Source organism: Paenarthrobacter sp. 10N417 (genome assembly GCF_056394745.1).
Window position 1 is genome coordinate 1 of sequence record NZ_JBFTIL010000026.1, and the last position, 15,309, is coordinate 15,309.

The following is a 15,309-nucleotide window of genomic DNA, read 5'->3' on the forward strand; positions in this document are numbered from 1 at the left end:
ATCTCCTCGGCGACCTGTTTCACCGACCGGTTCGTGGAATCTCCTCGGCGACCTGTTTCACCGACCGGTTCGTGGACAAAACAAGCCGCACAGCATCCTCACGGAAAGCCGCATCGTATTTTCTTCTGGGCGTGGTCATCTGAACTGAAGCTCCCATCAAGCTGTCTCACAAAACCATACGACCGCATGCCAAACGGCACACGACGTGAGAGAACGTTCCGGCAAACGGCGCACGACGTGAGAGAACGTCCTGCCAAACGGCACACGACGTGAGAGAACGTTCCGGCAAACGGCACACGACGTGAGAGAACGTTCCGGCAAACGGCGCACGACGTGAGAGAACGTCCTGCCAAACGGCGCACGACGTGAGAGAACGTCCGACGGCGGGTTGGGAACCGGGGGCGCGCCGGCGCTGGAAGGCGGATCGGGGAGGAAGGGAGTAATCTCCAAGACGGACCATCGGGCCTCCAACCGCCAACCGCCAACGTCAACCACGCAACCGTCAACCGTCAACCGCCAACCGCCACCGTCACCCGTCAACCAACCCCGTCCAACCATCGGGCACAAACCCACCAACAACCCAAGCGGCAAAGGATCACACAGTGCACGTGCTCATCGTCGAGGATGACGACGCGATGGCGTCCGCTTTGAGCGCTGCCGTTGCATCCGCCGGCCACAAAGCCACCAGGGTATCCCGCGGCGAGGACGCACTCCTGGGGCATCGGCACCACGAGGTGATCCTGCTGGATCTCGGTTTGCCGGACTTGGACGGCCTGGACGTCCTGCGGAAACTGCGTCAGGTCACGCAAATTCCCATCCTGATCCTCACGGCGCGCGACGACCAGCGCAGCGTGGTCCTGGGTCTGCGTTCCGGGGCAGATGACTATCTGGTCAAACCTGTGAAGCTCGTGGAATTGCTGGCGAGGATCGAGGCTGTGACGCGTCGTACCAACCGTGCCGGGCAGTCGGCGCCCCACAACATCCAGGTGGGAGACGTCAGTGTGGACCTGGACCGCAGGACGGCATCTGTTGGCGAAAGGGAGCTCTCCCTGACCGCAACAGAGTTCGAACTCCTCAGCCTCCTGGCAAGGAATGCGGGATCAGTAGTGACAAGGGAACAGATCCTCGATGCCCTCTGGGGTGATGCTTTCCTCGCAAATTCCCGCTCGCTGGATGTGCACCTCACAGGCCTCCGGTCCAAGCTCCAACTACCCGGCTTCATCATCAACGTCCGCGGGGTCGGTTACCGCGTCGAGCAGCCGTGAAAATCCGTGTCCTGGCCATCCTGAGCGTGATCGCGGTGCTCATCGTGGTCACGGTATCCAGCGTGATACTGACATCGGCCGGCAGGGAGCTTGCCCAGGAACTCCAGATCAACCGGGTCACGTCTTTGAACCGATTCGCCCAGCTCGCAAATGACGCTTCATCGGACAACGACACCACCCAACTCCAACGCGAAATGGATCGCTATTCCGAGCTCTACGGCGAGGGGATCCTGATCCGCCTGCAGCAGCAGACAGTCCGCTCGGGCAATCTCAACGAGGACCGTGCCGAAGTCCGTGACGCACTGAACCGGGCCAGCCTGAACCTCAGCGACACCACCCTCAGCCCGCTCAGGCCCTTCGGATCCGGGACGGAGGTTATCTCGAGGTCCTTCGGCACAGCCAGCCAGGTACTTGGTGAGGCCGTCCTTGAAGTCAACCCCGAAGCGGCCCGGCAGAAACTACGGGAGCGGTGGCTCGTCGTCGGGCTTGCCGCAGTGGCGCTCGGTGCTCTCCTCCTCCTGGCAGCGGCCCGCCTCACCGGCTGGGTCCTGCGGCCGGTCCATCGCCTGAGCAAAGCCGTCCACGAACTTGAGACGACGGGCAAAACGACCCATCTTCCCGACGCCGGCCCACCCGAGCTGAGGGAGCTGAGCCGTTCGTTCACCGCGATGGCCAACACTGTCACTGAGAGCATCGATTCGCAGCGCCAACTGATCGCCGACACATCGCACGAACTACGGAATCCAGTGGGTGCCTTGCGGCTCCGGATCGATCTGCTGCAGCTGGCACTGAAGTCCGAACCCGAAAAAGCCGCGGCTGCCGGCGTGGTTGCTGAGCTTGAGCGTGTGGAGGCAATTCTCGACGGCGTGCTGAAGCTGGCGACCGCGGAACACCGCGCCTTCGAGGGTTCGGCGCGCGTGCAGCAGGAAGCTGAGCACAAACACCACACCGTCATCGACCCCTTCCCTGTCCTGCAGGGAGAGGTGGAGCGGGCGATGCCGGCTGCTGGACGCGCTGGTTCGACGATCACGCTGGCGCAGCCGGAGCAACCGCTCCACCTCGCCTGCAATCCGGACGAGCTGGCACACATGGTGGGTGAGCTTCTGGCCAACGCCATCAAATACGCCCCCGGGGCCCGGATCACGGTGGCAATGACGCGGACGCGAGGAGGGGTCGCCGTCGAGATTTCCGACGACGGTCCCGGGCTTTCCGCCGAGCAGCGCACCGCGTCCACAACGCGGTTTTGGCGGGCGCCGCAGCACAGCAAGATCGCAGGAAACGGTTTGGGCATGACGATCGTGGACCGTTTGGCGCATGCGAACGGCGGTGAGCTTATGCTCGAGGGAAAACAACCACACGGATTGACGGCACGGCTTGAATTCCGGCAGCCTCAGGGTGATCAGGATGAGTAGCAGGATCCTACCAAGGCGGGCTGTTCTCAGAGCCGGACTGTCCGCTGGTTTGGCTGGGCTACTGCTGCCGGTCTGGACCGCTTGCACCCCTGAGGAGAAGCCGCAAAAGCTAACGGTCGCCGGCGGTGAACCAGGTGGCTTTTACCTGGAGTTCGCAACATTGTTCGCGGAGTTGCTACAACGCGAGGGTGTGGCCGAAGCCGCCGTGCCACTGACCACCGGCGGAAGCCTGGAAAACATCCGGCGGGTATTGTCCGGCGAGGCAACGTTCGCCGTCGCGCTTGCGGACGCAGCTGCCCAGGCTGCGGCCACCCGACAACCCGGCGGCAATCTTGTGGCGCTCGGAAAGGTGTACCAAAACTACGTTCACTGCATCGTGCGGGAGGACAGCGGTCTGCGCTCCTTCGCCGACCTGGCCGGGAAGACAGCCGGTGTTGGCGAGGTGGGCTCCGGGACGTCGCTGACCGTTCCGCGCATCCTCTCCGCGGCGCCGGCCAGCATGGGCCTCAAGCAGGTGAACCTCGGCTTGAATCAAGGGTTGGCGGCGTTACGCGACCGTTCCATTGACGCCCTCTTCTGGTCCGGCGGTGTGCCAACCGCTGCCATCGCATCCACTGCCAATGACATTGGCCTTCGACTGATCGACCTCTCCGAACACATCAAGGCCATGCGCGAACAATATGGCGCCTTCTACGATCGCGTCCTGATCCCCGCCAAGAGCTACGGGGACGCAGCTGCCACCTGGACCGTGGGCGTAGCGAACCTGCTCCTTTGCCGCAGCGACCTGGCCGATCACCTGGTTTCGGAGGCCGTGAGGCTGTTGGCAGAGAAGGCTCAGGACCTGGTACCGAAGACGAGCACGGGCGTGCAGTTCCTCAGCCCTGAGACGCTCATCAACACCGCCGGCGTGCCCCTGCACCCAGCCGCCGAGGCAGCTTACCGCCGCTTGCACGGCTAACGGCTACCTGCGGCGGCGGCTCGTGGCGCGGGCGTTACCGGCGCCGTCGAAATCGGCTCCCCGTCGGGCAACTGGCAAGATGGAAGACATGACTTCAGCCGTTGCCCCTGCCATTGCACTGACCATCGCCGGCTCCGAAGCGACCGGCGGTGCCGGCGCGCAGGCCGACCTCAAGACCTTCCAGGAACTGGGAGTGTTCGGCATCGCGAACCTCACGTGCATCGTTTCCTTCAACCCCCAAGACAGCTGGAAACACCGCTTCGTGCCGGTTGACCAGCAGGTCATCGCGGACCAATTGGAAGCGACGACGGCGGCATATGGTGCCGCTTCCGGCGCACCCTCGGTTTTGGACACGGTGAAGATTGGCATGCTCGGAAGTCCGGCAACCATCAGCACAGTGGAGAAGGCGTTGGCCGACGGCTCTTTCGCGAATGTGGTCCTTGACCCTGTCCTGATCTGCAAGGGACAGGAGCCGGGCCACGCCTTGGACACTGACCAGGCCTTGAAAGCGCAGATCCTGCCTCTGGCTACTTTCGTCGCCCCGAATCACTTTGAGGCCGAGTCATTGTCCGGACTGAGCATCACGGACGAAGAATCGTTGAAAGCCGCTGCCATTCGCATTCACGAGATCAGCGGCGCAGTAGTCCTCGCCAAGGGTGGAGTGAGGCTGGAAGGCCCTGACGCCGTCGACGTTTACTACGACGGCGAAACGCTGGAAGTCCTGCGCAGTCCTAAGGTTGGCGACGTGGCTGTGTCGGGTGCCGGTTGCTCCCTGGCTGCTGCCGTGACTGCTGAATTGGCCAAGGGCGCCACGCCACTGGAAGCTGCCCGCACCGCCAAGGCGTTCGTAACGGCCGGCATCAAGAACCGCGTGTCCTCGGGTGCTCCGTTTGATGCCCTATGGCAGGGCGGAAACCGCTAGCGCGAGACCTTGCCCATCAGCGAGGCGACCGGGCGCAGGAACAGCGGGCGGGCCAGGAACCAGGCGGCCGCTGTGAAGACGATTGAGGCGGCGAAAATGCCGAAGCCCCACCAGCTGTAATCGTTGTTCGAGGCGTACATGTGGTTCAGGTTGTTCAGCGCACCGGTGGCCAGGACCAAGGTGACGTGGACGATCACGAACGCCACGAAGTAGATCATCACCGGGAAGTGGATCTGTCGGGCGAGCTCGATCGGGTAGAACTTGTTGATCGCCGCCTTTTTCGGCCACGCACCGGACATCCGCAAGCCCGTGATGATGGCCAGCGGGGCGGCGATGAAGACGGTGACGAAGTACGTCAGGAGCTGAAGGCTGTTGTAGTTGTTCCAGCCGTTCTCAATGGGCCAGTTCAGCGAAGCGTACTGTAGGGCTGCGGAAAGAGCGTTGGGGAAGACGTCCCAGTTGGTCGGGATGATCCGCAGCCATTGGCCGGTTGCGAACAGCAGGACGATGAAGATGATGCCGTTCAACACCCACAAGGCATCCAGCGTGAGGTGAAACCAGAGATCAAGGCTGATCTTGCCCGGTGCGTTCTTGGTCTTGATGAAGCCTTTGTTGTTCCGGGTCCAATAGGCCGGCGGCCTTGTGGTGGTCCGGACCTGCCAGCCAGAGCGGATGATCAGGACCAGGAAGAACATGTTCAGGAAGTGCTGCCAGCCGAGCCATGCCGGGAAGCCTGTTGGGGTGCCTTCGGGGATCGCTGAGTGTCCGGGGTAGTCCACCAGGAACTGCTGGACGGGTTGCATCGTCCGGAGCCACTGCGCGATAAGCACCAGGACCAGCGCCACCACCAAAGCTATGGCGGTAACGACGACGGGTTTGAACCACCTGTTCGACGTGATCCCGGACGACTTGCTTGAAACGGACATCAGGCCGCGTTCCTCTCTGGCTTTGTTTGGCGTGCGACCAGTTGGCGCTCTCTCATAGCGATTCAACCAGTTGCAGCGCGACGGTGAAAACGGCACCCGGGTTTCGGAGCGTTTGACGTCAAAAATCGCAGCATTCGGATACATACCGCAACACATATTTCTAGAACGAGCTTCTAAGATTGTTCCTTTACTTGATTGATGGTCAAGGGGTTTGATTGCTGTAAGTTTCGGACTGGGTGAAGGTACGATTCCAGAAAGAAGCCCGACGACACTCCGGCAAACAGCATGTCGCGGCGAAGGGAGCATCCTTGGTTCGCAAAACCTCCAACGCGGCAGTCCATGCCGGCTCGTGGCAATGGACCCGGACAGCCGCCACCCGAAGAAACCTCCTGGATGCGGCCAGGGAAGTTTTCTGTGAGCACGGCTTCACCGATGCCAGCATTTCCGACGTCGTAGCCCGTTCCGGGTCAAGTGTTGGCAGCCTCTATCACCATTTCGGCGGCAAGACCGAACTCTTCCTGGCGCTCTGGGATGATTACCAAAATGAACATGAGAGGCTCGTCGCCGCGGCTGTAGCAAAGGCCAGGAAGTCAGGCGAAAACGATCCGTTGGCACTGTTCAACGTGGGCAGCCGCAGCTACTTCGACTACACCTGGACACACCGCGCATTGGAGCGGGTGTTCATCGAGGGCGACACTCCCCCGGGATTCGAGGTACTGCGACGTGAACGTGGACGCGAGTGGGTCCGGCAAAACTCCGTGCTGCTGGGAGCCAGCGACGACACCCTGGGAAAGCTCACGGTCGCTGTCATCACGGACATGATTACTCTGGCCGGACACGAGGTCGCCCTGAGTTCGTCCAAACGGCAGGCGGACGACGTCGTTGAGGCTGCGGCAGTGCTGGTAGGACGGCTGGTTCGCTAGCCATCGCTCTCTCACATCCGGATGCCTTCTCCCGGACGCTCTCTCACATCCCGCCCCGTTCCGGCCGATGCTCTGTCACATCCCGGCCCGTTCCGGCCGATGCTCTCTCACATCCCTCCTTCGGCGAGCGTTAGAGGCCTCTTCTGCTGAACTCTTGCCGGATGGGTGATTAAAGGCGTGGAGTAGTCTGGCGAGGGTCTCGACGTCGGCGTCGTTCCAGTCCTTGATTCGGTCGAAAAACGAAGTTCCACGCAAATCCAGGGCTTTCTTGACCCGGGCTTCTCCTTCCGAAGTGAGCGACACGATGACAGCTCTCTTGTCACTGGGGTCAGGCGCGCCCTTGAGCAGGTTGAGTGCTTTCATGGATCGGATCAGGCTGCTGGTGGAACTTCGGTCCATCCCAACGGACTCTGCCAGGGTGCTTGGCTTTACCGGCCCGTAAGAGAAGAGCCATCGAGCGAGATGAAACGCAGCAGGCTGGAGATCCGGGTGAAATGCCGCAGCACTCCGCTCGGTAAGAACCCTTGATGCGCTCAGAAGGGCGCTCAATTCTGAGCCGAGGGCGAGTTCGAGATCGCGGCGGCCCGAATTCTTGTCGTCGTTGGGAACACTAGAACTGATGGACATTTCCCCATTAACTCCTTATGGTTAGGAAATCCCCACTATATCCCAGCCGCCTCGAAGCCCTGCCGAAGGAGAAACCTTTGCGTTCCACACCTCTGATTGTCATGACAGGAGCAACAAGCGGCTTGGGCCGCATCGTAGCCATCGAATTGGCCAGACGGGGCGCCCGTCTGGCGCTGACTACCCGGGATGCCGAGCGCGCTGCCGCAGTCTCGGCCGAAATCGAACTCTCGGCACCTGGGACTTCAGTGGATTTCTTCACAGCGGACTTCTCGCGCACGGGAGATGTCCGACGCGTCGGCCGTCAGATGGCAGAGCGGTACCACCAGATCGACGTCCTGATAAACAACGCTGGCCTCCACGCCTTCGAGCAGCGCATCACGGCGGATGGGTTTCCGGAGATGATGGCAGTCAACTACTTGGCACCGTGGATACTTACGCAGGAACTGCTTCCCTCCCTCAAAGCCACACCGAATGCTCGGATCGTGAATGTCGCCTCGGAGGCGTCACGTCGGCATGGATCCCTGGCTCTCCCTGGGGATCTCACCGATACTGCCCCTTTTTCCGCGCGAGGCTCTTCTGCGGTGTATGGGAAAAGCAAACTTTTGGACATCATGTTCACGTTGGAATTGGCCCGACGTCTGGAGGGGACCGGAGTCAGTGCCAACTGCGTAGACCCTGGCTTCAACGTCACGGGCCTAGGGCGGGAACTCAGGTTCGCGCCACTGCTGGAGAGGATCCTCGCTCACCTTCATATTGGGGATCCCGAACGCGGCGCAGGCCTCATCATCAAACTGGCCAGCGACTACACATTCTCAGGAACAAGCGGCGGCTACTACACAAGGCGGAACACGAAGCGCCTCACGCCGGTTCACCCGGCAGATGATCCAAACGTGTGCAGGCAGCTATGGGAGCACACGGAGCAGTTGCTTGCCACATCACGTGAGGGTGATGTCGCCAGCAGGTGAGAGAACATCCCGCCAAAACGGTCGGGAAGTGACCGAGCATCGGGGAAAAACCCGCAGGACGTGATAGAACATCCAGCCCAAGACCCGCAGGATGTGATCGAGCGTTGGGGGAAAGGAGGCAGGACGTGAGAGAGCGTCAGCGCTCGGAGTGGGCCGCCAGGAAGCTGTACACCTCGGTCTCGTCCACGCCGGGAAACGCGCCGGGAGGCATGGCGGCCAGCAGGTGCGAATGAGCCCGCGCCGACGGCCAGGCGTTGCCGGCCCATTCGTTTGCAAGTGAGGCAGGAGGCCTCTTGCAGCAGTTCGGGTCCGGGCAGGTCGAGGTAGCACGGGCCGTCGTCTCGCGCCCGCGGAACCATTTCACATGCTGGTACGGCACCCCAATACTCAAGGAAAACTCACCAGCGGCAGAGCGCTCGGTCCTGGCCGTGCACCAGTAAGTACCGGAAGGCGTATCCGTGTACTGGCTGTACGCGCTGAACTTGTCCGGCACGTCGAACACGGCCCGCGACGTCCAGGCCTTGCACGACGGTTGCCCTTCGATGGCGCCCGTGTGATCCTGCGGGAAGGTCACGCCGTCGTTCTCGTAGGCCTTGTAGATGATGCCTGACTGGTGTGTCTTCTGGAAGTGCGTGGTGATGCCCAGGTGCTTGGTGGCCAGGTTGGTGAAGCGGTGGGCGGCGGTCTCGTAGGACACAGCGAAGGCGTCGCGGATGTCCTCCACCGCGATTTCTTTCGCTGCCTTGGCTTTTTGGAGGAATTCAACGGTGGCATGCTCGGGCAACAGCAGAGCCGCGGCGAAGTAGTTGGTGGCCACTCGCTGTGCCAGAAAATCGCCGTAGTTCCGCGGAGTTTCATGCCCCAGGACATAATGGCCAAGCGCCTGCAGCAGCACCGAACGCGGATCGTGATCCTGGCGCTGGTTCTGCGTTAGGTAAATTCTGCGGTTCTTCAAATCCGTCACTGACCGGGTGGAATGGGGCAAATCGCCCACGTGGTGCAACGAAAATCCGAGGTTCTCGGCGATGTCCGCAATGACATGCTGGCTGAGCGGCCCAGTGGTGTAGCCGACCCCTTTGAGGACCTTCTGCGCCTCCGCCTCATACTCCGGGAAATAGTTACCGCGCTCGCGCATCATGGCACGCAACTCGCCGTTCGCGCGGCGCGCTTCTTCCGGCGTCGCGACCTGCTCATTTAGCTTGCGCTCGAGCTCCTGAAGCAGCCCCACTTGCGACTCCAGCACATCCAGCGGAAGCCGCGAGCTGATGCGGATTTTCGGCAGATTCAGCGACTCGTACAGGGGTCCACGTTGGTATCGTTCCAGCTCGATTTCCAGGGCAGCGCGGCGGCTGGGCGGCTCGGCCCCCAGAAGCTGATCGATGCTCACGTTGAGGGCCGCGGCAAGCTGCTGAAGGAGTCCCAATTTGGGTTCGCGTTTACCGTTTTCGATCAGGCTTAACTGGCTTGGCGCAGTCCCGACGGCGGCACTCAAGTCGTCCAGCGTAAGGCCGGCTTGCTTGCGCAGATGGCGCACGCGGCGGCCGAGGCTAATGACGTCCAGTTCGGGGGACGTCGTGGACGACGACGGCGGCGCGACTTCGCGATTCCAGCTCACAGGGGACATTTCTTGAGAATACGCGAAGAAGTGCATTTCTTTCCATAGCTTTCCTCTAGAAAGCCTTTTGTAAGTGCAGAAAAGTAGGTCTTACGAAAAAGAAATACAGACCCCGGGTAAGCCGGCCGATGCAGCAAAGGCGCAGCGGAGGCCGGCCCGGGGAGCCCCGCTTGGATATTAGGAGAATGCAATGACCGCATCATTTGAACCAGCAGAATCGGCACAGACTGCAGAGCAGCAGGCAGCAGCGCTGGAACTTGAATGGTCCGCCAACCCGCGTTGGGAAGGCGTCACCCGTGATTACTCGGCCACCGACGTCGTCCGCCTCCGTGGTCGCGTCTCCGAAGAGCACACCCTGGCCCGTCGCGGTTCGGAAAAGCTCTGGAAGCAGCTGACCGAGGAAGCTCCCACCGGCGGCTACACCAACGCCCTCGGTGCCTTGACCGGCAACCAGGCCGTTCAGCAGGTCAAGGCCGGCCTCCGCGCCATCTACCTTTCCGGTTGGCAGGTGGCAGCTGACGCCAACCTCTCGGGCCAGACCTACCCGGACCAGTCCCTGTACCCGGCCAACTCGGTTCCCCAGGTTGTCCGCCGCATCAACAACGCCCTGCTCCGCGCAGACCAGATCGAATACGCCGAGGGCGTCAAGACTGTTGAAGACTGGCTCGTCCCGATCGTCGCCGACGCCGAAGCCGGCTTCGGTGGCCCGCTCAACGCCTACGAACTCATGAAGTCCATGATCACCGCAGGCGCCTCGGGCGTTCACTGGGAAGACCAGCTGGCCTCGGAAAAGAAGTGCGGCCACCTTGGCGGCAAGGTCCTGATTCCCACCCAGCAGCACATCCGGACCCTCAACGCAGCCCGCCTCGCGGCCGACGTCGCCGGCACTCCGACCGTCGTCATCGCCCGAACCGACGCCGAAGCAGCAACGCTGATCACCTCTGACGTTGACGAGCGCGACCAGGAATTCATCACTGGTGAGCGCACCGCCGAGGGCTTCTACAAGGTCCGCAACGGCATCGAACCCTGCATCGCCCGCGCCAAGGCCTACGCCCCGTACTCGGACCTCATCTGGATGGAGACCGGCACCCCGGACCTGGAACTGGCACGCAAGTTCGCCGAATCGGTCAAGGGCGAGTTCCCGGACCAGATGCTCTCCTACAACTGCTCCCCGTCCTTCAACTGGCGCAAGCACCTGGACGACACCACCATCGCCAAGTTCCAGCGCGAACTCGGTGCCATGGGCTTCACGTTCCAGTTCATCACCCTGGCCGGCTTCCACGCCCTGAACTACTCGATGTTCGATCTCGCCCACGGCTACGCCCGTGAAGGCATGAGCGCCTACGTCGAACTCCAGGAAAAGGAATTCGCCTCCGAGTCCCGCGGCTACACCGCCACCAAGCACCAGCGCGAAGTCGGCACCGGCTACTTCGACGACATCGCTACTGCGCTCAACCCGAACGCATCCACCCTCGCCCTCGTGGGATCCACCGAAGAGGGCCAGTTCCACTAACCAACACGCCCAGGTGAGCTGTTCGCTTCGCTCACCACAGGGCACGACGGCGGCACTCACCGCCATCGGCCGGGAAGGGGAATCCGGAAGCGTGCGTAAAAGGGGCCCTGTCCCGGACGTCGGCCGAGCCCCGCGAGGCCATGCGGCCGGGACGGGGAATAGCACGCGGAGGATTTCTCTTCCCGGCCCCACCAACCCAGGCAAGTGCCGCCGTCGAACCTCTTCTTAGGAGTTTTGAAATGAACAGCTTCACTGACAACTTCACTATTAATGGCATCACGATCACCGCTCAGCCCATTTGCCGTCAGAACGAGGTTTTGACGCCGGACGCCCTTGAGTTCATCGGCAAGTTGCACCGGGCTACGGCTGATCGTCGTCAGGAGCTGATGCAGGCACGGCACGCCCGCCGGAACCAGATTTCCAGCGGCCAGGATCCCCGTTTCCTCCCGCAGACCGAGGGCATCCGGAATGACCCGTCGTGGCGGGTCGCTCCGCCGGCTCCGGGTCTGGAGGACCGCCGCGTGGAGATCACGGGTCCGGTGGATAAGAAGATGACCATCAACGCCCTGAACTCGGGTGCGAAGGTCTGGCTCGCTGACATGGAAGACTCCTCGACGCCGACGTGGCGCAACGTGATCCAGGGGCAGCTGAACCTGACGGATGCTTTGGAGCGCCGCATTGATTTCACGTCCCCGGAGGGCAAGGAGTACAAGCTCAAGGCTGCCGAGGACCTGCCCACCATCGTGGTCCGTCCGCGTGGCTGGCACCTGCCGGAGAAGCACATGCTGGTTGATGGAAAGCCGATCGCGGGTGGCATCGTGGACTTCGGTTTGTTCTTCTTCCACAACGCCCGCCGACTGCTGGCCCAGGGCAAGGGACCGTACTTCTACCTGCCGAAGATCGAGAACCACCTCGAAGCCCGCCTGTGGAACGACATCTTCGTCCTGGCCCAGGACCTGCTCGGCATCCCGCAGGGCACCATCCGCGCCACGGTGCTGATCGAAACCATCACGGCCGCGTTTGAGATGGAAGAGATCCTGTACGAACTGCGGGACCACGCCTCAGGTTTGAACGCTGGCCGATGGGACTACATCTTCTCCCTGATCAAGAACTTCCGTACCCGCGGACCGCGCTTCGTACTCCCGGACCGCGGCCAGGTGACCATGACGCAGCCGTTCATGCGTGCCTACACCGAACAACTCGTGCGGGCTTGCCACCGCCGCGGCGCCATGGCGATCGGCGGTATGGCTGCTGCTGTTCCGAACCGCAAGGACGAGGCCGCTAACCTGGCATCGTTTGAGAAGGTCCGTGCGGACAAGACCCGCGAAGCCAACGACGGCTTCGATGGTTCGTGGGTTGCCCACCCGGACCTCGTGCCGGTCTGCCGCGAAGTTTTTGACTCAGTTCTCGGCGACCGTCCCAACCAGCTGGAGCGCTCCCGCGAAGACGTCACCCCCGACGACCGCGCCCTGATCGACATCGCCAGCACCGAGGGCACCATCACCGAGGCCGGCGTTCGCCTGAACATCGAGGTAGGCATCCGCTACATCGAGTCCTGGCTCCGCGGCAACGGGGCTGTGGCCATCCACAACCTGATGGAAGACGCCGCCACCGCCGAGATCTCGCGGTCCCAGCTGTGGCAGTGGATCCACTCCCACGCCATCACCGACAACGGCGACATCATTACCCGCGAATGGGTGGAAGACATGCTGGACGAGGAATTCGCCCGGCTGGAACGCTTCGACGGAGACCGCTTCGCCGACGCCCGTGCCATCTTCGAAGAAGTGACCCTGGCCGAGGAATTCCCCACCTTCCTGACGATCCCGGCCTACGCCCGTTTCCTCACCGAGGCCCGTGAAGAGGCCACGGAAGAGGAACTCGTCGCCGCCTAGGTGCATTGACCTGAAAAGGTAGCGACAAACCAAGCCCCGACGCTGGGCTGCCTGCACTCTTCGCAACAAGTGACCCCGATGGTCGGGGAGGCAGCCCAGCAGCGGGGCTTTTCCATGCCACCGGCGGCCAGCTCACTCCATTTCGATGGTTAGCTGCACACCATGCCGTGCGCACGGCACGTCTCGCAGCGCACCCCCGAATCGGTAGCCCACGGAGACGGCCCCACCCGCCCATTCGATGGCCCGCTGCACACAAGACGATTCCTACCGTCTACTGCGCGGCCAGCCCCCGAATCGGGCAAGCGCATCGGACACACCCCGACGGCGGTCTCCCACCTACCGCTGCCAACTCGCTCCATTTCGATGGTTGGCTGCACACCATGCCGTGCGCACGGCACGTTCGGCAGCGCACCCCCGAAACGGGCAGCGAATGGAGACGGGCCCGCCCGCCCATTCGATGGCTTGCTGCACACAAGACGATTCCTACCGTCTACTGCGCAGCCAGCCCCCGAATCGGGCAAGCGCATCGGACACACCCCGACGGCGGTCTCCCACCTACCGCTGCCAACTCGCTCCATTTCGATGGCTGGCTGCACACCATGCCGTGCGCACGGCACATTCCGCAGCGATCCCCCGAATCGGCCAACGAACGGAGACGGCCCCGCCCACCCATTCGATGGCTTGCTGCGCGCTAGACGCTTCCTCGGTATATATCAAGCTGTTTGTGACAGCGGGGTGGGTTGTTTATGGTTGATGCCGGCCCGGGGAGGGACTCCGGGTGCGGTGGGCCTGCGGCGGTAGCGGTGTGGGTTGCGGGGCGTAGCAGGCATCGAGTGTTGTTTGCCGTTGCCGGCGTGCTTGCTCGACCAGTCCGTAGTGGACGGTGTCTGGGGTGTAGTAGTTCAGGCCGCTGTGGCGGTGGTTGGTGTTGTAGTCCGTGAAGAACGCCGCCATGTAGTCGCGTGCGTGCTGGAGGTCCTGGAAGCGTTGTGGAAAGTCCAGGCAGTATTTGACGGTCTTGAACAGGGATTCCGAGTAGGGGTTGTCGTCGGAGACCCGTGGCCGGGAGTAGGACAGGGTGATGCCCAGGGCCCTTGCGAGGTCCAGGGTGGTTCCTGCCCGCATGGGGCCGCCGTTGTCGGCGTGGAGCACTGCAGGGCAGCGCTCGTTATCGGCCACCGCGTTCCGGATTAACGTTGCGGCCAGGGCTGCGGATTCGGTGTACTCGACGCGATGGCCGACGACCCTGCGCGAGAATACGTCCATGATTGTGTAGAGCTTGTAGGTGTGTTTTCCGGGGGCCGTGGAGCATCGTGATGTCCCAGCTCCAGAGTTGGTTGGGAGCCGTGGCTTCAAGGACTGGCTTGACCCGGGCGGGGCCGGTTCCGCCGCGTTGGGCGCGGCGGTCTCCGTTTTGTCCATGGCTGGCCACGATCCGGTGGGCTGCGGCGATCGAGAATGAACAGTGGCCTTTATCGAGCATCCGGTAGTAGGCCTGGGTGACTGACAGGTTCCCGTAGTCCTGGGAGTTGAGCAGTTCCATGAACTCCTCGGATTCGGCCGGTGTGATCCGGTTTGGGTAGGCCCGGTCGGCTTGAGGGACACTGATCCCTGCCCGGACCGGCGGGTTCAGGTGCCGGTACCAGGTGGTGCGGTGCAGACCCACTAAAGCGCAGGCCTTCACCGCTGACCAGCCAGCAGCCACGAGCTTCCCGGCGAAGCTCAGGGTGACGTCTTTCCAGGCTTTGACGTCAACCATTCCGGGCGCTGGGGCTCGGGTTCCTTCAGTTCCGGATCCGTTGCCGCTGCGCTCTTGGCCATGGCGTCCAAGAGCGCGGAAGCTTTTCCCAGGATGTCCACCGCGGCCTCGGATCGGGCCAGCTTGGCTTTGAGGACCTCGTTCTCTTTCAGGACCTGTTTGAGCAGTCTCTTATCGTGTTCGCGCAATCGATGATCCTCTCTGCCTTGCTTGCTGCGGGATCTGAGCTCCCCAGTCTCGCGCTGTTGGACCCAGAGGCGAATGGTGTTATCACCGATGCCCACGGCCCGGCAGAACGCAATCCGGGAACCACGCTCGAGGCACTTGTCGTACTCATCCAGAATCGCGTGCTTTTGATCGAGAGTGAAGTGGCTCCGCTTCGTACGACGGGGAGGAACAATAAAATCCATGACGGACCTTTCCCTGCCGCGTGTATCACCTGGTGGGAACAGCAAACCTGTCACACAACAGCCTGACACACACGGTCCTACCGTCTAATGCGCAGCCATCCCCCGAATCGGGCGCAACACCG

15 protein-coding genes are annotated in these 15,309 nt (G+C 62.3%); 8 read left to right on the top strand and 7 right to left on the bottom strand.

Annotated features, from left to right (window positions below):
* Nucleotides 1-19: 19 nt before the first annotated feature.
* On the bottom strand, nucleotides 20-157 hold the full coding sequence (locus AC1DCM_RS23250; RefSeq protein ID WP_477519878.1) for a transposase: 138 nt from the start codon (nucleotides 155-157) through the stop codon (nucleotides 20-22).
* A 445-nt stretch (nucleotides 158-602) separates the two neighbouring features.
* Between AC1DCM_RS23250 and AC1DCM_RS23255 the strand changes: the two genes are divergently transcribed.
* From AC1DCM_RS23255 to AC1DCM_RS23270, 4 genes are all read left to right on the top strand, one after another.
* Nucleotides 603-1,265 carry a response regulator transcription factor gene (locus AC1DCM_RS23255; RefSeq protein WP_477519879.1) on the top strand — a complete coding sequence of 221 codons (663 nt, stop codon included), beginning with the start codon at nucleotides 603-605 and terminating at the stop codon, nucleotides 1,263-1,265.
* On the top strand, nucleotides 1,262-2,677 hold the full coding sequence (locus AC1DCM_RS23260; protein WP_477519880.1) for a sensor histidine kinase: 1,416 nt from the start codon (nucleotides 1,262-1,264) through the stop codon (nucleotides 2,675-2,677). The genes AC1DCM_RS23255 and AC1DCM_RS23260 overlap by 4 nt, the downstream gene beginning before the upstream one ends.
* Nucleotides 2,670-3,635 (top strand): TAXI family TRAP transporter solute-binding subunit, encoded by a 966-nt coding sequence (locus AC1DCM_RS23265; RefSeq protein WP_477519881.1) that lies wholly within the window; start codon nucleotides 2,670-2,672, stop codon nucleotides 3,633-3,635. Before AC1DCM_RS23260 ends, AC1DCM_RS23265 begins: the two co-directional genes overlap by 8 nt.
* Before the next feature lie 88 nt (nucleotides 3,636-3,723).
* Nucleotides 3,724-4,557, top strand: coding sequence for a hydroxymethylpyrimidine/phosphomethylpyrimidine kinase (locus tag AC1DCM_RS23270; protein WP_477519882.1), 834 nt, complete (start codon nucleotides 3,724-3,726; stop codon nucleotides 4,555-4,557).
* Here AC1DCM_RS23270 and AC1DCM_RS23275 read toward each other — a convergent pair.
* Nucleotides 4,554-5,483 carry a cytochrome b/b6 domain-containing protein gene (locus AC1DCM_RS23275; RefSeq protein ID WP_442017416.1) on the bottom strand — a complete coding sequence of 310 codons (930 nt, stop codon included), beginning with the start codon at nucleotides 5,481-5,483 and terminating at the stop codon, nucleotides 4,554-4,556. The two genes, AC1DCM_RS23270 and AC1DCM_RS23275, sit on opposite strands and share 4 nt — an antisense overlap.
* A gap of 308 nt (nucleotides 5,484-5,791) precedes the next feature.
* Here AC1DCM_RS23275 and AC1DCM_RS23280 point away from each other — a divergent pair, with 308 nt between their 5' ends.
* The gene (locus AC1DCM_RS23280) at nucleotides 5,792-6,406 is read left to right on the top strand and encodes a TetR/AcrR family transcriptional regulator (protein ID WP_477519883.1); all 615 of its coding nucleotides are present in this window, start codon (nucleotides 5,792-5,794) and stop codon (nucleotides 6,404-6,406) included.
* Nucleotides 6,407-6,481: 75 nt separating this feature from the next.
* Here AC1DCM_RS23280 and AC1DCM_RS23285 read toward each other — a convergent pair whose 3' ends face one another.
* Nucleotides 6,482-7,033, bottom strand: a complete 552-nt coding sequence (locus AC1DCM_RS23285) for a MarR family winged helix-turn-helix transcriptional regulator (RefSeq protein ID WP_477519884.1) — start codon at nucleotides 7,031-7,033, stop codon at nucleotides 6,482-6,484.
* 77 nt (nucleotides 7,034-7,110) lie between these two features.
* Here AC1DCM_RS23285 and AC1DCM_RS23290 point away from each other — a divergent pair, with 77 nt between their 5' ends.
* On the top strand, nucleotides 7,111-7,998 hold the full coding sequence (locus tag AC1DCM_RS23290; RefSeq protein WP_477519885.1) for an SDR family NAD(P)-dependent oxidoreductase: 888 nt from the start codon (nucleotides 7,111-7,113) through the stop codon (nucleotides 7,996-7,998).
* Nucleotides 7,999-8,134: 136 nt separating this feature from the next.
* Here the strand turns inward: AC1DCM_RS23290 and AC1DCM_RS23295 are convergent, their stop codons facing one another.
* Nucleotides 8,135-9,649 carry a helix-turn-helix domain-containing protein gene (locus AC1DCM_RS23295; RefSeq protein WP_431118201.1) on the bottom strand — a complete coding sequence of 505 codons (1,515 nt, stop codon included), beginning with the start codon at nucleotides 9,647-9,649 and terminating at the stop codon, nucleotides 8,135-8,137.
* Between the two features lie 154 nt (nucleotides 9,650-9,803).
* On the opposite strand from AC1DCM_RS23295, the gene aceA reads away from it, so the two are divergent.
* Both aceA and aceB read left to right on the top strand, forming a co-directional pair.
* Nucleotides 9,804-11,126, top strand: coding sequence for an isocitrate lyase (gene aceA, locus AC1DCM_RS23300; protein WP_442017420.1), 1,323 nt, complete (start codon nucleotides 9,804-9,806; stop codon nucleotides 11,124-11,126).
* Nucleotides 11,127-11,365: 239 nt separating this feature from the next.
* Nucleotides 11,366-13,018: a malate synthase A gene (aceB, locus tag AC1DCM_RS23305; protein ID WP_442017421.1), complete on the top strand. Its 1,653-nt coding sequence runs from the start codon at nucleotides 11,366-11,368 to the stop codon at nucleotides 13,016-13,018.
* Between the two features lie 744 nt (nucleotides 13,019-13,762).
* Here the strand turns inward: aceB and AC1DCM_RS23310 are convergent.
* The 3 genes from AC1DCM_RS23310 to AC1DCM_RS23320 are packed head-to-tail and all read right to left on the bottom strand — an operon-like array spanning nucleotide 13,763 to nucleotide 15,187.
* The gene (locus AC1DCM_RS23310; RefSeq protein WP_477519886.1) at nucleotides 13,763-14,284 is read right to left on the bottom strand and encodes a transposase; all 522 of its coding nucleotides are present in this window, start codon (nucleotides 14,282-14,284) and stop codon (nucleotides 13,763-13,765) included.
* Nucleotides 14,187-14,777, bottom strand: coding sequence for a hypothetical protein (locus tag AC1DCM_RS23315; protein WP_442017451.1), 591 nt, complete (start codon nucleotides 14,775-14,777; stop codon nucleotides 14,187-14,189). Before AC1DCM_RS23315 ends, AC1DCM_RS23310 begins: the two co-directional genes overlap by 98 nt.
* Entirely contained in the window at nucleotides 14,741-15,187 is a 447-nt protein-coding gene (locus tag AC1DCM_RS23320) for a hypothetical protein (RefSeq protein WP_442017423.1), read from the bottom strand. Before AC1DCM_RS23320 ends, AC1DCM_RS23315 begins: the two co-directional genes overlap by 37 nt.
* Nucleotides 15,188-15,309: the final 122 nt, after the last annotated feature.

Coding starts and splice junctions, on each gene's coding strand:
- AC1DCM_RS23250 (WP_477519878.1), bottom strand. CDS start 157: ATGGGAGCTTCAGTTCAGATGACCACGCCCAGAAGAAAATACGATGCG.
- AC1DCM_RS23265 (WP_477519881.1), top strand. CDS start 2,670: ATGAGTAGCAGGATCCTACCAAGGCGGGCTGTTCTCAGAGCCGGACTG.
- AC1DCM_RS23270 (WP_477519882.1), top strand. CDS start 3,724: ATGACTTCAGCCGTTGCCCCTGCCATTGCACTGACCATCGCCGGCTCC.
- AC1DCM_RS23275 (WP_442017416.1), bottom strand. CDS start 5,483: ATGTCCGTTTCAAGCAAGTCGTCCGGGATCACGTCGAACAGGTGGTTC.
- AC1DCM_RS23285 (WP_477519884.1), bottom strand. CDS start 7,033: ATGTCCATCAGTTCTAGTGTTCCCAACGACGACAAGAATTCGGGCCGC.
- AC1DCM_RS23295 (WP_431118201.1), bottom strand. CDS start 9,649: ATGCACTTCTTCGCGTATTCTCAAGAAATGTCCCCTGTGAGCTGGAAT.
- aceA (WP_442017420.1), top strand. CDS start 9,804: ATGACCGCATCATTTGAACCAGCAGAATCGGCACAGACTGCAGAGCAG.
- aceB (WP_442017421.1), top strand. CDS start 11,366: ATGAACAGCTTCACTGACAACTTCACTATTAATGGCATCACGATCACC.
- AC1DCM_RS23310 (WP_477519886.1), bottom strand. CDS start 14,284: ATGGACGTATTCTCGCGCAGGGTCGTCGGCCATCGCGTCGAGTACACC.
- AC1DCM_RS23315 (WP_442017451.1), bottom strand. CDS start 14,777: ATGGTTGACGTCAAAGCCTGGAAAGACGTCACCCTGAGCTTCGCCGGG.
- AC1DCM_RS23320 (WP_442017423.1), bottom strand. CDS start 15,187: ATGGATTTTATTGTTCCTCCCCGTCGTACGAAGCGGAGCCACTTCACT.